General features: G+C 48.4%; 12 protein-coding genes. 1 reads left to right on the top strand and 11 read right to left on the bottom strand.

All coding sequences use genetic code 11. The annotated features are described in order from the left end of the window. Positions 1 to 472: 472 nt before the first annotated feature. The 10 genes from MKY85_RS02715 to MKY85_RS02670 all read right to left on the bottom strand — a co-directional run bounded on the left by MKY85_RS02715 (position 473) and on the right by MKY85_RS02670 (position 12619). Complete coding sequence (locus tag MKY85_RS02715; RefSeq protein ID WP_342571721.1) at positions 473 to 2152, bottom strand: NAD(P)H-hydrate dehydratase; 1680 nt, start codon at positions 2150 to 2152, stop codon at positions 473 to 475. Between the two features lie 196 nt (positions 2153 to 2348). Then, positions 2349 to 2981, bottom strand: a complete 633-nt coding sequence (locus MKY85_RS02710; protein ID WP_339239310.1) for an NAD(P)H-binding protein — start codon at positions 2979 to 2981, stop codon at positions 2349 to 2351. A gap of 262 nt (positions 2982 to 3243) precedes the next feature. After that, complete coding sequence (locus MKY85_RS02705; protein ID WP_342571720.1) at positions 3244 to 5001, bottom strand: prolyl oligopeptidase family serine peptidase; 1758 nt, start codon at positions 4999 to 5001, stop codon at positions 3244 to 3246. Next, on the bottom strand, positions 4983 to 6449 hold the full coding sequence (locus MKY85_RS02700) for a hypothetical protein (protein WP_342571719.1): 1467 nt from the start codon (positions 6447 to 6449) through the stop codon (positions 4983 to 4985). Before MKY85_RS02700 ends, MKY85_RS02705 begins: the two co-directional genes overlap by 19 nt. Beyond that, a complete protein-coding gene (locus MKY85_RS02695; RefSeq protein WP_342571718.1) occupies positions 6446 to 7246 on the bottom strand; it encodes a hypothetical protein in 801 nt (266 codons plus the stop codon). Before MKY85_RS02695 ends, MKY85_RS02700 begins: the two co-directional genes overlap by 4 nt. Continuing rightward, positions 7224 to 9968, bottom strand: a complete 2745-nt coding sequence (locus tag MKY85_RS02690) for a lanthionine synthetase LanC family protein (protein WP_342571717.1) — start codon at positions 9966 to 9968, stop codon at positions 7224 to 7226. Before MKY85_RS02690 ends, MKY85_RS02695 begins: the two co-directional genes overlap by 23 nt. 118 nt (positions 9969 to 10086) lie before the next feature. Beyond that, positions 10087 to 10224, bottom strand: a complete 138-nt coding sequence (locus tag MKY85_RS02685) for a hypothetical protein (RefSeq protein WP_161799395.1) — start codon at positions 10222 to 10224, stop codon at positions 10087 to 10089. Positions 10225 to 10409: 185 nt separating this feature from the next. Further along, complete coding sequence (locus MKY85_RS02680) at positions 10410 to 11681, bottom strand: MFS transporter (protein ID WP_339261290.1); 1272 nt, start codon at positions 11679 to 11681, stop codon at positions 10410 to 10412. Then, positions 11671 to 12048, bottom strand: coding sequence for a hypothetical protein (locus MKY85_RS02675; RefSeq protein ID WP_342571716.1), 378 nt, complete (start codon positions 12046 to 12048; stop codon positions 11671 to 11673). Before MKY85_RS02675 ends, MKY85_RS02680 begins: the two co-directional genes overlap by 11 nt. A 157-nt stretch (positions 12049 to 12205) precedes the next feature. Further along, positions 12206 to 12619 (bottom strand): GNAT family N-acetyltransferase, encoded by a 414-nt coding sequence (locus tag MKY85_RS02670; RefSeq protein WP_339239304.1) that lies wholly within the window; start codon positions 12617 to 12619, stop codon positions 12206 to 12208. A 111-nt stretch (positions 12620 to 12730) separates the two neighbouring features. Between MKY85_RS02670 and MKY85_RS02665 the strand changes: the two genes are divergently transcribed. Continuing rightward, positions 12731 to 13618: a hypothetical protein gene (locus MKY85_RS02665; RefSeq protein WP_342571715.1), complete on the top strand. Its 888-nt coding sequence runs from the start codon at positions 12731 to 12733 to the stop codon at positions 13616 to 13618. A gap of 238 nt (positions 13619 to 13856) precedes the next feature. Here the strand turns inward: MKY85_RS02665 and MKY85_RS02660 are convergent, their stop codons facing one another. Continuing rightward, positions 13857 to 16568: an S-layer homology domain-containing protein gene (locus tag MKY85_RS02660; RefSeq protein ID WP_342571714.1), complete on the bottom strand. Its 2712-nt coding sequence runs from the start codon at positions 16566 to 16568 to the stop codon at positions 13857 to 13859. Between the last annotated feature and the right edge of the window lie 45 nt (positions 16569 to 16613).

The raw sequence follows: 16613 nt of genomic DNA, 5'->3' as shown, positions 1-16613 counted from the left end.
CAGATCCAAAAGTGTAACGAACCGAGCAAGCCTTATTGAGCGATTAATTGGGGATTATAAAATCTAACGAATCTCAGGCGCTCTATTTCCTGATTTAGCCCGGTTTTTCGAGTGTTTTCTCTGAAATACACAGAAATAACGTGGATAGGGTTCGTTAGCTTTGCTCCTCGATGTAAAACCGTGGTATAAGGTGTCTCAGGTTCGTTATGACCCTTGGCATTGATCATTTATGTTGGGTGTAGGGTGTTGAGCATTTGAGAATTGATGCATGAGCATTGGGCATTGAGAAGTGACCATCAAGAGTGTGCATTGAATACTGAGTACTTGGTACTCAATGGATAGTGAGCAATATGCACTCTTCTACTTTTAGTGTGCTGGAACACTGGCTCGTCGGGTCACTTGCGGTTTGGAAATGAAGCGACATAGACAGTTAGTTATCCAATCGCGATCTTGCCCCGCACCTGCACCATCCTCAGAGTGCGTCGATGATGTCTCCCGCCAGCAGGGACGATGGGTCACCGCGCAGCAGTGCTGCTCGTTCGGCGGCCTGTCCGTGGAGATATACGCCGAACGCGGCAGCTTGCTCCGCGCCGAGCCCTTGGGCAAGCAGACCGGCGATGATGCCGGTCAATACGTCTCCGGCACCGCCAGTCGCCATGCCGGCGTGTCCGGTGGTGTTGATGTACGCCTCGCCGGATGGCGTTGCGATGACCGTTCGTGCTCCCTTGAGCACAAGGGTCACGCCCTGCTCGCGGGCGTACTGGGCAGCGTGTCCAATGCGGTCACGCTGCACTTCCTGGGTCGACATGCCCAGCAGTCGACCCATCTCGCCAGGGTGCGGCGTCAGGATTGTCGCCGCACTTCGCTTGCCCCAGTCGCGAGGCCCATGTGGGCCCGTGTCTGCCAGCATGTTGAGGGCGTCCGCGTCAATGACGAGCGGACGATCCGTATGTTGCCACAGACGGCGAAGCCAGTCTGTGTCGCCCTTGAAACGGCCGAGGCCCGGGCCGGTCGCAAGCACGTCGCGGCTCTCCGCGAGACGCAGCACGGCGGAGGCGGAAGCCGCGTTCCATTCGCCGCTGTCGCCATCGGCGGCGGCAGCGAGCATGAGCTCGGGCACGGTGCCGATGACATGCGGCAGCAGTGCCGCGGGCAGCGCCCATGTGGCGAGCCCGCAGCCTGCGCGCAGCGCGGCCTTGGCCGAGAGCAGGCCTGCGCCGCTCATCGGCAGACTTCCTGCGGCCAGCAATACGTGGCCGTAGGTGCCCTTATGGCCGTCCGGTGCCCGGAGGCGGCCTGTATCCACGCGCAGCGCATCGCGCAGCACCTCGTCCGTCAGCAGACGGACCGAGGGGCCATGCTCTGGCGCAAGCCGCGTGGGAATGCCGATGGCGCGCACCACAATGCGCCCCGCGGCAGAAGCGCCCGGGTACTGCACCAGCCCGCGCTTGAGCAGCGCAAGGCATACGGTCACCCGGGCTTGAATGCAGGGCTCGTACACCTCTCCGGTATCGGCGTCCAACCCGCTTGGCACATCGGCGGACACGATCGGCTTGCCGCTGTCGTTCGCCGCCTTAACCAGCGCCGCGTAAGCTCCCCGCGGCGCTCCCCGCGAGCCGGTGCCCAGCAGCGCATCCACGATGCCTGTGCACCGGCTGAAGTCCACGGCTTCGCGCCCGTGGACAAGAGCAGGGATGCCAAGCTTCGCGGCGGCATCCCGTTGCACTGCGGCTTCGCCCCGCAGTGCCTCAGGGGCATCGGCGTAGACCAATGTCACGCCAAGCCCTGCTTCAACCAAATGGCGCGCGGCCACCAAGCCATCGCCGCCATTATTGCCCTTGCCGATCAGCATGTACCACTGCTGATCTCCCGGGTGCTCCATCACCAGCGCCGGATCGGCGATGATGTCGCCACCATAACCTTGCCGATCGCCTGGCCCAGTGTGTGCCCGCCTCGCATCACCTTTACTGCTATAACCAAGCTGCCCTGAATTCGCAAGCCAGCCTGCTTCCTGCCCTTCCCGGCACAGCTTGATTACTTCCTCGGCTATAGCGCGGCCCGCATTCTCCATCAGACTGGCTGCTGGAATACCAAGCTGATGAATCGTATGCTCGTCCACAGCTCTCATCTGTTCAGCAGTCACGATAAACAACGCTCATCCCTCCCGTGCAAGCTTATCTCATACCTAAAAGCAACAATTTCGCACCTGAAACCTGCATCCTGTATGTGTCCGGATATCTTGCCCTTTCCCTCATCCAGTTACCGTGATGTACTCCACGCCTCATCTGAAGCTTTATCGATCCCGTTTACGAAATCTTAAGATTCAGCCCCAGACTATTTGTCTACGCTTAATACCCCACCGTAAACCGTGCCTGAATAAACTGCGGATCGTCCAGTTCGTCCACCAAAGCTGCTGCAAAATCACCAACGGAAATCGAGCTTTCCCCGATATCATCCGTGATCACACGGTTCATCCCTACTCGGAACTGACCTGTCCGACGTCCTGTTGTGATTGTCGCAGCAGGGCTCATGTAGGTCCAGTGAATACCCGATGCTTCAATCAGCTCATATGCATCTGCATGTGCTTTCGCCAGCGGTTTGACTTCTTCCGGGAATCCCGGCGTATCCATCAGCATATCACCGGAATCCGTGAGCAAACTTCCCGCTCCACCAACCACTACCAAACGTCCTGCTTTTGCCCGGCGCACACCCTCGATCAACGAACGTGTCACTTCCAGCATCTCTTCTTCTCCACCGAATTTCGGCCCATATGCACTCACAACCGCTTCCTGACCCGCTGCAAAATCAGCCACCTGATCCGGGTTAAGCAGATCTCCCTGTTCTACACGCAAACGCTCATGCACCATCTCAATTTTGGATGGATCACGTACCACTGCTGTCACTTCATGTCCACGATCCATCAGCTCCCACAGTATCGTCTTGCCAATCGCACCGGTTGCTCCAAAAATGGCTACTTTCATATCAATTCCCTCTTTTCTATAGATATTATCTCAACAACTTACCGTTATTTTAATACTTAATCCCATTGTTATATACCTTAAACGGCTCACGCCATCTTAAACCGGATGTGACATCTTGTAAACGTTAATGTTATTCATTTAACCTCTGATACTATGCACCAGGCCACGAACAACACGTCACCAACCTCTTTTCCATTTCATATCATTACCTTAACCATCGCCAAAAAAGCCGCATTTGCGGCTTCAACATCACGTATTTATCTTACGTAGAGACTCTACTGTAGGTTAGAAAATCAACAGCCTTCTGCGCCCAGATTCGCTCCGAATAAGCCTCATGTGCCATATCCTGTACAATATGAAGCTCAATCCTGCCTTCAGCTCCAGACAACCGCTTGTTTTCCATAATGTCCCGATACAATCTTTCCGTCTGCTCTACAGGGCACAATTGATCCTCCTGCCCATGAATAAATTGAATATCCACCTTACTGAGCCCGGATATATAAGCTATTGGACTTCGATCCCGCAGAGCAGATGGATCATGCAACAGCTCACCAATTTCCGTTTGCAAGAATGATCTCAGCTTCGCTCCGCCACCGTTGTATAGTCCTTCCAGATCCGTGAAAGGTGCACAGGCAACCACATTACTCCATAGCGCCGGACTTTTACCTGCTACAAGCAATGCCAGATAAGCCCCATAGCTCACGCCATAGAGAGAGATGTTTGAATAGGAAGATAACATCTGCTCCCGCATGAACTGGATGACATCTGCATCCACGCCGCCCCAGTCGTTCTGAATGAGCATCTTGTAATCCGTGCCAAACCCTGAGCTGCCGGGATAGTTCAACCCGATGACCCTCACTCCTGCCTGATATAATCCTCTGATGACCGGACTAAAACTGTCAAACAGGCAATTATGAGGCCCCCCATGAAGATAGATAGCCACCTGTTCAGCACCCTCCGGGTGCATGTCCATATACGGAATCACGTCCTGTCCATAACGAATCCTTCCATAGATTACATCTGGTTCCTCGTCGAGATGGTTGCCAATTCTCTCATCTCTCTCAACCGGAAAAGGGGTAATCGTACTGATTTGCTCTGAAAATCGGTATAATCCCGGCGCTGGAGGGCGGACGATAGATTCATATTTTCCGATCAATCCCTGCCTGTCCCTGCTGAGCACAGCCTGTGTCAGGATTCCCGGATAATCACGTAGCTCAAATCTCTTCTCTCTGTCCAATGTATATTGAACATATTGCCATCTGCCAGAGGTTATCCCTTCACAGAGCACGAGCGGTTGATCTGGATCGAGTTGCATTCTGATCAGTTCAGAGAAGGGTTCGTTATCCCTAGAACATACGTGTACCGTACCCTCTCCTTGCCTGATCCACCCGGGCTGAAAACCATGTTCCACAGGAATGGATACCGCTACGAGGTCACCCTGCTTATCCATCACAGGGTAGGCATATTCCGTATAGGGTATTTCGGATGATGGAAGGATGTCTTCGGAATACGAATACACTCTTCCGAATCCACCAACGTTTACGCCAACCTCTCGTGTGGTTGCAGACCAGAATACAAATTGCGGCTGATGCAGATCAGGAGTAACCCATCTCGCTTCATCCTTGTCCGGATCATAAAGACCTATACGAACAGACCCAGACCGATGTCTAATGGAAAACAGCAGGAGTAATCGGTCCTCTTGCCGAGCAGCTTGCATCACAGGAAATGGAAACTTCACATATCGGCTCTGAACCAGAATTGCATGCTCCTCATTCTCGTATATATGAAGCCATTTCCCCGCCTTGTCCTGTGTAATCACCAGAACCTGATTCTTGCCAATGAACTGCATATGCTGCGTGTGCCGCTCTGATGCTGTCTCGTGTTCAGAAAGGCTCTGCCTGCCATCAATGCGGCCTCTATCATCAATACTGCACCATTCGCATGTATTGTCATCATAGCCCAAAAGCATACTAGTGCGTTCCTTATTCACACTCATCCGTGTCAGGAATGGATCGCCCAACCCGATTTCCTCCTCTCATTCCAGTGCTTTAACTGCCCCCATCCCTCCAACTGTAATTCCAGTTGATTGATATACTGATCTTGCGTGTATGCATCTATAGGTGTAACTGTCCCCAATCTGTCTAACGTTTCCCGAATCAACCTGATCTGTGGCAGACTGGCAACCGGTAGCCCCTTCATCAACAGACGGTACACCCGGGATGCCTGTTCCTCTAACCCTTGAGTAATGAGCGCCCCGGCGATTTCCACCGCACGACCAAGCAGTTTGGAATGAACCGTGTTTGTCTTCATACGTAACACTTGAATCAACAGTTCATATTCCTGCTCCTGCTCACCAAGCTGTTGATGTAATACCATTTTTAATTGCAGCACATGCCCCAGCCAATCTGCGTACGTATCAACACATCGCTTCTCCGCAGCCAGCAACGTCTTACCTGCCTCTGCATAGTGCCCCGCCCGGAGCTGCAACCCCGCAATATTGAGTAGTGTCTGAATCTGAAAAACTCGCTGATCAGGTCCCTCAGGAAGCTGTCGTATACGCTGTCCGGCCTGACGCTCCAACGTAATTGCACGTTCTACATTGCCCTCCTGCATCTCAATTAATGCTTCACCATTATCAAGCGCAGCCCATTTTCCGGTACGATACGTTTCCGTTAGTTCTTCTTGGGCAACGATTTCCCTTGCTTTCGAATAACAGTGTCGTGCTTCGGCATAATGCTTCCCGTTTTTGGTCAACAGCTGCCCCAGCTCAAACCAGAGCACTGCCTGCTGTGTCACTGACAACCGTTGAAATAACGAATTATGTTCAAAGAATTGAAAACAGGACATGTAACGGGCCGGATTATCCGATTTGGACAACAAAATCCAGGCCAGCCTGTTATAGAGCGCCAATGCGGCCTCTTTCTTCTTCCCTTTATCCTTGCTTACCGTCTGTAAATGTTCCTCTAACAAACGTCGGGTCTGATCAGGTGTATCCCTGACAAGGGATACCGGAAGTTTGGCTATGTCCTCAGGATTGCTCGCTATGGTTGGATATCGATGAAAAAAAAGTACGACACTTACTCCCCTTAATTTCTGTCGATACAGGATATAGTGGATGGCTCCCAGATCCGCAGGGTGGAGGTAGGAAGATACTTCAACCAGAACCCATCTCCTATTGCCAGGTGTCCACCCTGATCTTTGGAATCTCAATAACGCATTTTTACATGCTACAAGGTCATCTATGGGTTTAACCGGATTTAATTGATAGATCAGCGGGAGAGTAGCATACGGATCATCAACCACAATTTGAATAGCTTTATCTTGCCAATGCATTCTCAATTTTTGAATTTCATCTTTAACTGCATCCGATGCCCCTTCAACGACAAACAACCCGGGTTCATGACTCACACGAAACCATTTACTTCTCAGATCGTGATAATCCGTACTTTCCAGGGGGAGAGGCATCATGAAAGCTCACTCACTTTCGTGATCCGGCATACATGTATAAGTCCAGGCACCTGTTGTAAATTCAGTGCCTTCATCAATTGATAACTGCCCCGGTTGTTTGCATCCAGTGAGGCTTTAATCCGCTGATCCGGATCTGAACTGCACCGATGGAAGCCATAGGCAGCAAGCCAACGGGCCCAACCTTGACGTTTCGCTTCAGGTATCGTGAAGATATGAGCAAGGAGTATACTGCCGAACTCATCGCTTAACAGGCAGCCCCCGATCTTCCTTCCCTCCAGTTCCACAAGGCCGGAACCCTTCAGCAACTTGCCGTACACCCCCTCATCAATATCTCGGATAGCTTGGTGAGCAGCTTCCCAACTTGGACAGGTAGGATCACTGTCCTGGAGCAAGTGTGCCAGAGAATCCGCCTGCCCCTCCGCAGACATCCAAACCGCGTCTTCATTAGGCATAGCCGGCACAGGAACGTCCTTCAGCTTGCCGAAAAACCGGTATCGATGAGCCAGAACATCTGCCCGGTATCCAAGCTTCTCCCACGGAAATGAAGCAGGCGTGGTCGCATAGAGAGAGGACCATGTCATATTGTCCAAAACGGATAACATTCGATCTTCCCAATAAGAATTGGAATGCGTTTCACTCCATAAATCCAGTGTATACTGCCCTTCTCCCTGATCAATTACCATGAGCGAAGACAGGATATCCTCATTTTCAGGTTCAACGGCATAATAGCGATCACCCGCCTTTCCCGATTCATGCTGACATTGCGGCAGAAGTTCAGACATGGATGTTAGCATCATACACTTTTCCCTCCCTGTCATAATCAAAACCTGAATAAACCAGTGGTTCGGATGCAACAGACGGATAAAACCGGCGTAGCAGGAATGTATAGATCCCCATATAACCTGTCATATAATCCGGGGAGAAGGACTCCATGTCCTCCAAAGGCCACATCCATATGTCCTCCCGTTGATCACTGCGCAATACATGCAAGCTCTGTGTGTATTCCGCTAGTTTGGTTTCATACCTGCCTGGGAACCTGCGATTGGCCAAGAGCAGAAAATCTCCGTTACCTGCAATTCCGTGACACTGCCCAAAAGAAGCAAATACCGTCGCCTGTGCCACTGCATCTGCTGCTTGAAGTCCCAGTCTGGTACAGAGGGGATCTTGCAAAATATCAGCCGCTGCCATTAGAAATCGACCAATACCCGCCGATCCATTACACCAGTGCACCCAGAGTGTATCCGGTTTTTCCGGCGATGCGGGCCACAGACTCACGCCATTCTGCCCTCCATGACTTGTACGATCAAGTGTATGTACAATTCGCTTCACAGCAGAATAGTACGCTTCCTTCCCTGTACGCTCTGCCAAGGCGAGTAGATAATACCCGATGCCTGCAATGCCATGAGAGAATCCAAGGGAATGATGACCTTTTTTGTCCGATTTATCTTTTACTTTCCACAAACTCAATGATTCGTCTGTCTGCTCTTCTTGTTCCAAAATATAGACACCCAGTTCCTCCGCTCTTGTCAGAAGTTCAGGGCGGCCTCCAATACGGTATATTTCAAGCAGCATCAGTCCCAAACCCGCAGCTCCATGACTAATATTGGTCTGCACCGGATCATGTAGGGCGATTTCCAATGCCAGATCCTCTGCACGTTGAAGCAGCGATGGATCATTTATTCGTTCAGCCGTCTCTGCCATTGCCCAGGGTACAGCGCCATATCCAAAGTATAATGCTACAGGTGTCTCATCTGGAACGTAAGGGTGATTCGTCAAAATCCATTCCAACACTTCATACGCATATTGATGGTATTGTCTGTTCTCTGTAATCTGACCAAGCTGATTAAAACCAAAAATCATCCCTGTCCAGCCAAAGTTAAAATTCGCCGGATGGAACATCTTGCTCATGCTGTTTTCCGGGAACAGTTGATGGGGACTATTGAAATCAAGAGAAGTATACAGTGTGTTTACCATACGCTCCGCCTGACGGAGCACTTCTTCTGGCTCCATATTGCATTCATCCTTCTCTATTACATCCCTGCTTCCTCCTGATCGGACCTCTTGCTGCTCCAGTAATGCAACCAACGTTTTACGAATTTCTGATAACTTCACATATCCGCCAGACATGATCTCAATACCCAGACTTCCCAAGCCACGAAGTTGTGTATTACTTTGATGATCCAGATAAGCTTGTGCAGCTTCCAGATGAGATTGCCGATATTTCAGATAGGGGTCAATGGATGAAGCCATGTAATAAAAGACGGCTCCCAGTGCATACAGATCATCCCCATAACTGGAGCGCCTGCTGTGCTCACGCCCTCGTGGCACATAACCCGGAGTATGACCAGTCAATGGATCGGCATGGGTCTCATCACTTCTAACATAAGCCAGTTCAAGATCAATCAGGCGTACACTTCCGTCCGTCAGCACAACAATATTGTTGGGCGTCAGATCATTGATCACAATCCCTTTATCGTGACATTGCTGTACCATATCCAGAATATGTACACCCATCTGATACATATCCGCCCGGTTGTAATCTACAGCTACATGTCTGCGATGGATATATTCACGCAAGCTGATACTTTCAAAATACTCCAGAATCAGGTAGCGGTTATTTTCAGTACTAAACAGATCAAACGGTCGTGGGGTAACCCCCGTATCCTTCATCAGATCAAGCACCCGATATTCATTATCCAGATAGTCATGCGCAGACCGCCCACCACCGTCTACACGCATACGGTAGACTGCTTCTTTCATGACAGCCTGTTCATACGATGTGCCAGAGATAAGAAATACTCCGCCCTTGCCGGATTTCTTGAGTACACGCCTTACACGAATGTTTCGTATACCAAACTCATTGTTATTGGAATCGGCATGACGAGAAGTCACCTGATTTGTCTCCATGTCCTGAATCCGCAGCAATTCCTCGGGTTCATTCACCCAATCCGGCTTATATCTGCCGGGCGCTCTTCGATCCTCCTCCAGCTCACCTTCTGGATTCTGGATAGCATACACTTTTGCACCCGAATAACGGTCATAGTAGAAACGATCCGTGAATGCACCATAACGGTAAAATACACACTGGCTGCCGAGGTATGCCCGATCTGTCGGAATAGCCGGTCCTTCCAGATCACCTGTACATGAATGCATTAATTCAAGTAACTTCAAGAACTGTTCTTCGTCTCGTGCGTAGATGGTGACACATTTCCCAGTCTGAGGGAGAGGTATGGAACCGTTAGATGTTTCAATCAGTTTCAGCCCACTGCTCACTACTTTCCATTGCACTTCATTTTCTGTGAGAACAGGTGCAATACGGCGCAGCAATTCAGCTCCTTCCACAGGAATAACCGATATATGGATTTTCCATCCCTGCGCGGGAAGCCTTAATTCCTTCGGTCTAAAACAAATCCAATGGCCGTCATTCGACCATTGGATGGATTGGGGAAGTTCCCGGATTATATGTTCCAAAGCGTTCTCAAAGGCGTCCTTCTTGGGGGTTACGCTTGCGAATTTCAATGAGAATCACTCCTTTTTGGATAAAGTAAGAGGGGGAGGTACAATTATTTTAGTAATGCGCGAAAACCAAAGACTTATCTTTCAAATGATTCAGTGAATAGAGCGTGTAAAGAAGTTCCTAGCTCTCGACAACGATTGTTTGTGAGCTAGTCCAGCTGCACACTGTACACAAGCTTGTTTCCTCAAACATGTTGTTATCCTCTTCAACCTCTAGTGCCATCAAATCCTGTACAGATAAAATTTCCTTGTTTTCCATGATAAATTACCTCCCATTTGTCTCCCCCTCTTATAAACCAAATTCTACATAAATTTTGAATTTCCTTCTTTTTAATTGAATTATTTTACATAAATTATTCATTGAATCCATTTATTCGCCTGACTATGTCAAATTACTTGTTTCCTCGGACTAAAAAGAGGTGCAGTATGACATCAGATTCCGTACTACATAGAGGTCGTTTGTTGCCTCGTGCGCTTGCTCCGTTCTTCACGGAAAGGTCGAACAAACAGGCTTGCCATGCCCATACAAATAACAAATGTACCAATCCCCATGTACACCCATGAAGGGTTGTACGTTTCAATGAACCATCCTCCCAGTAACAAACCAAGCGGATTACTAACACCACTCATCAAAACACCCATGCTGTTCATGACACGTCCTCTTTTTTCTTCCGGTGTGGATAAAAGAATCGATGTAACCAAAGGTACGTTCACAAGAGCAAGTCCCAGCATCAACAAAAATGAACACGCAATAGCGATATACAGGTTAGGAAACATCGGCATGAGCAGCAAACTTGTACCTGAGATAAGATAACTAATCAAAAACCAGTGAGCGAGCGAGAGCCTTTTGGCATATTTGCCACTGAGCAGAGAGCCTGCAATACTGCCAGCGGCAAAGGCTGACTGAAGAAGACCGTAGCCTTGTGGTCCGGCTTGCAGCACCATATTGGCAAAAATCGGCGTAAAAATGTGCAGTGGTGCACCCGCAAAATTGATAATGGCTCCAAAGATAATGCAGCAGGCCAAAATTTTACGGGAAAACAGGAAGGTAATTCCCTGCATGCTATCTTTGACAAAACCAGAGACTCCTTTTTGTTTAACGACTTTGGTTACAGGGATGCGGATAAAGAAAATGGATATGGCGGATAACAGAAACGTAACTGCATAGATAAACAAGATGGACTGAACGGAGATGAGCGCAATCAATATCCCCCCCATGGCGTATCCAAGCAATTCAATCGTTTTGGAGGAAGAGTTCAGTAATGCATTAGCTGGAGCTAATTGTTTTGTAGGTTCTGGCAAAATTGCGGGGATGACTGTCTGGGTAGCGGGATTAAACAAAAATCCAAGGATGGCAATGAGCAGATTGGCTGCGTAAATATGCCAAGGAAGCATGGAACCTGTCATGAACAAAAGCGCTAGAAGACAGGCTATACCTGCGCGCAGTATATCTGTCCAGATCAAAAGTTGTTTCTTCGGCAGGCGATCGCTGATCGTAGCCAGGGGGATGCCTAGAAATGCATAGATCAGATAAGGCAGCATCGGAATCAGTGCAGCAGCGAGTGCCGACTCCGTTAATTGCAGGATATACCACATCGTCGCCATAGAAAATAAAATCTGTCCTGCCCCGGAAATCAATCTGCCAACAAGAAGCACTACAAAAGAAGGAAGGCGTAAAACCGCTCGATAGCTGTCGCCGCGAATTTCACTTTTCATCTTTTTCACGCACCTCTCCCTCGTACGTAACAGATTCATCATCACTATTACGATGCAGACGCGCTACTAAACCAGAATCTCGAATGGTTTGTTGTATCTTGGCTTTTACCCGTTCCAGTTCGGCCGTATACTCGCGTATCTCGTTTAATAAGGTCTGATGTGTTCGTATTCCTTCCCTAATCAGCATCGCAGTTGCGTCAGAACGGTTTTTGGCTAACTCAAGAAATACAAGCTGATCAATAATATCAATCTCTTCCTGACTTAATCGAACGGAAACTACCCCCTTGGCTCCCGAAAGGTTTTTGTTCGCCTGCTCTACAGATCGTTCCACCATCTGGTTAAACTGAGCTTTCTGGTCATTGTACATATTCATTTCCTCCATTCTTCACAAGCGCATCTGTATATTGTAATTTGTAAATCGTAAATTGGTTATTATTTACATTATACCTGTAAATAAATGGTTGTAAAGCAAAAAAACCTTTGGATATCCAAAGGTTCGCTGAATAGGTTATTTAATTAGTTCGCTACTCTCCCTGTCTCCACCACATACCCTCCGATTTCGGACTGGTATACTCAAATCCAAACTGAGCATACAGGCGATCCGCAGGAACATCCGCCAGCAAACTGACCAAACCTCGAGCAGGCACAACGTCACGCAGATAATTCATGATCTCGCTCATGATCAGTTTTCCATAACCCATTCCCTGAAGATCCGGGTGTACAGCAATATCGACGACCTGAAAAAAGCAACCTCCATCTCCAATCACTCGCCCCATACCTACCAGCATATCCTCTTCACGCAGACATACGGCAAACAGGCTATTCGGTAGTCCAATCTCCGCCCCTTCCCTGCTCATCGGACTAAGGCCGGCAATCTGTCGCAGGGAAAGATACTCCCCAGCTGCGGGTGGTGTGTGTTCAATATTCACATGATCCATGAATTGTGCCCCTTTCTGCTTGAATTCATCTACTTCCTGTGTAATAGTGAGAGAAAGCTTACGTGAAGCGTGTTTCATGATACGTGAAGTTGCTGCAAAGGAGGAACAAGTGTGTTTCAACGTGGGATTGAAGATCTAACATCGCGCCCAGGTGCTGTGGCTGTGCTGCTTGGCGTCATGGCTGTGCTTCTGGGGATATACATATGGTCTGCCACTGAAGTTCGCCGCAGCCACGAAAGGCGAATGCGAAGGATACGAGATACATTATACATAAGTACAGCCCTCTTGGGACAACTTACCATCCAGGAAAATCGGAATTATGAACCATCGGAACCCGAACATAACGATCTGATCACAGCAATGTTAGCCTGCAAAGCCGCATCTTACCTATCCCCTCAACTACAGGATCAGATTCGTGACTGTATCAAGGAACATGACCCTGCCAAACTCGGCCTTATGCACAGAGCACTGGAACGAGAATGCACCGTATTATCAGATGAACTCAGCCGGGATACACATGCAGATCATTGGGGCACAGCGGTCTGGACCATCCTTCGGCCGGTAGCCGAACCAGCCGCATTAGCGGCTACAGGGTTTCTGGTTACAGATCTGGTATTAGGTCAACGGATGTTGGATGTGCCTGTAGACTCATGGGAGAGCATATTGCCATGGATTCGCGCAGTTTCCCTAATGATCACCATCATATATGGTTACCTGCTCTGGGCCAGCCCACGTCGGGATAAGCCACGTACAGTATTCAAATTACTCTCCTTGGTGATCGCGCTGTGCTCCTTACTCCACCTGATTGGAATTGTTGCTGCGCCCTACGCTCTTGCATTACAGTTAATCTTGTTCACTTCAGGCTTCAGTCTGACCGGAACACGCTCTCGCAGTGATCGCCCTTATGCAGGGCATACGGAGCTGGAACCAACGAAGCAACCCTCTACGGAGATGGAAGTGAATACACGTCGTAAATCAGTTCCCAATACCGACGAATAACTAACGCATTCAGCCGATTTTCTAAGGAACATCAGACACGTTATTTCCCAAAATCTATCGACAAAAACGCTAAAAAAGCCGATCATGTACGCCTTGGCTTTCAGTAGGTTTGACGTCACGATCTTCATTCTGCAAGTCTGTACGCAAAAAGGGCTGAAGCTACGTTGTAGTTTCAGCCCTTTTCTATATTACTAATTTTGTCTTGCGAAGAATTGAACGCTAGCACTAATTACTTTGCTTATTTGGCTGCAACATGTGCAATGATACGTCCTTTTTCATAGGTGACCGTAACGTTATAACCATCTGCCGTTACACTGTCGAATTCACCTGTAATTCCATTCGCGGTGATTAACGTAATATCTTTGGAGCCTTCAATCTTATGGTTGGACAAGTCCAGATTCAGGCTTCCTCCATCAATGTAGAGCTTTCTGCCGACATTCAGTTGACTGTTGCCATTAGCGACAACCAATTCCAGCGTGCCCTTATCCATGGTGAAGTTTCTATTCAAGTTTAATGCTCCATCCACATTCACAACAACCGTTCCATTCTCTACATACAGATCACCTGTACCAAAAGCCGTTGCAGATTCAGCTACCAGTGTTCCTGCTTGCAGTAAGGTTCCGCCTGTGTAGCTATTTTTTCCTGTTAGTGTAAGTGTTCCTGTTCCCTTTTTCGTGAGCATTCCACTGCCGGTGATATCATTTCTCCACCAGTCTTCTGCATTAAATCGTCCTTTGGAAGCATCCATATCCACAGTTACATTGTTTAAGAATGCACCGTATCCATCCGCAGCCGTGACCAGATCAATTCTACCCCAGCCCTTGGATTCATCCAGTACAGGATATCCAGAGTCAATGGATGTTGTATACAATACTTGTCTACGCTGCTCATCTGTTAAATACGGTTGACGTGTTTCCAACAGCGCTTCTGCTCCTTGCGGTACAACGGGAGCCAAACCTTTAGTTCCTGTTTGTGGTAGACCATATGTCATCTTCTCTCTATAGAAGGCTTTATTGGCATCATAATCTTCCCATTTGTGTACATCATAAGCACTCTTAAATGTGTAATCCTCTGTTACGGTGTGTGCATATTCATACAGACTCATATTTTTTTCCTTGGCTGCAGCTCCAAATACTTCACCTGCATTCTCATAGCCTTTCTCTAACACATCTTTGTTCTCAGCCTTATTAAGTGCATATGCCGCCATGGCTGTGGATTGTATTCTTCCGCCTATAACATCAAGCGGTGAGTGCATCCCCGTTACGACTCGATTCTCTCCCAACTGAGCTGCTCTCGTTAACAATTCAGCGAATCGTTCTGGCGTAGCGTATGCCAAAGGAAATACGGATAAGTAAGCTGCACTGGTATGTCCGCTCGGGAATCCGCCATCTTTTCCTCTTCCATCCTCAGCAATTCGTTTGACATAAGTTAAGGCAGGAATAAGCTTAACGTTAGTTTCGTATTGCTGGTAATGTTTTTCTCCGGTTGATTTGGTGCCGCCTGAAGCCAGAGGTACTTCTTTTTTCTCACCTTCGCCCATGGTTTCCCATACAGGCAGACCTTTGCTATCGACAACCTCTTTCACTTCTCCATTGGAATTCATTCTCCACGGTCTTGGGGAAGAGTAGAAATATTTAGAGGGATTAGATGAGGCAGGAATTTTGAATCGAACCAGATCAACCAAATTAACCAGGTCTGAAAGCTCCGTTTTTGCATCCCAATCTCCAATACCTTGGCTTTCATCTTCCACCGTTTCTTCGGTCAACACCTTATTCATATCGTCCACCGTTCGTTCAACGTTTGTCTTTGGCTTGATGATATCTACATACGTGTTAGCCAACGGACCAAAGCCCTCCATCACACTATAAATCTTATCCCTTTGATCATCATAATAGGCTGCCAAAGCCTCCTCATCCGTGCGGTTTTGTGTGACCTTCTCTACATATCTGATATTGGCTTCCCAAGTCGCTTTGTTTCGGATCTCTTCATTTGCATATGTTTTCTGATCAGCGACGGGTACGGTTGGATCATTCTTAAAGCCGTCATAATAGGGGGACGGTCCATCTCCATACTTTGCATTCTTCCCATCAGCCCCAATTTTGGTTGCCGCTGTTCCGTCTCTCCAATCTGCTTGATTCATGGACCATACTTGATCAAAACCGTCCAAAATATCAATAAACGGATTGGTTTCCGCAATATTTTTCAAGGTGTCGTCTCCAGCATTGGCTCCGTCCTTCACGGCGGACAACCGGGCTTCATCTGCTGGAGGATTAACATTCAGTACGGCTGCCGTTCCTTTTGGCTTAGCTGGTTTGGCAGCCGTAGTCGCATCTGCTTCTACCGCCTTAACGAGTGCTGACACGGCTTCGGCACGAGTAATGGAATCAAGCGGTTTGAAGCTTCCATCTGCATATCCGGCAATAATTTTCGCTGCAGCAGTTCCACCTACAGCCCCCTTGCTCCATGCCGCAATAGAAGATGAATCGCTAAAGACATTTGCTGCTGTTTCATTCGACTCCAAATTTAGAATACCAGCAATGACTTTAGCTGCTTCCTGACGTGTAATCGGATCTTGCGGCTTCATGGTGCCATCCGCATATCCATCTATATATCCATTCGCATTTGCGATCGAAACTGCTTCGTAATACCACGCACTCTCCGACACATCGTTAAAGGTAACTTCAGCTTGTCCGGAATATCCAAACGCTCCATTTACCAAATTCATAAATTCTGCTCTGGTAATATACGTGTTCGGTTTGAATGAACGATCCAGGTAGCCCCGAATTAATCCTTCATCGCCCCATGCTTGAATATTTGCTTCCGCCCAGTGTCCCTTAATATCGGAGAACTGAATCTTCTGATCGGCTGCAAAACTCTTCTCTGCAAACGTCGGACCTACCATAGACAACATTAGAAGTAGTGCCAGTGACTTTTTAAGTGGTTTTCTCATGGCTTACTAATACACGCTCCCCTAATCGTAAATTCATTTTCACTT

This window comes from Paenibacillus sp. FSL R5-0749 (assembly GCF_038595085.1).
In the GTDB taxonomy this organism is placed as follows: Bacteria; Bacillota; Bacilli; order Paenibacillales; family Paenibacillaceae; genus Paenibacillus.
This window is presented reverse-complemented; position numbering and strand designations above follow the sequence as displayed.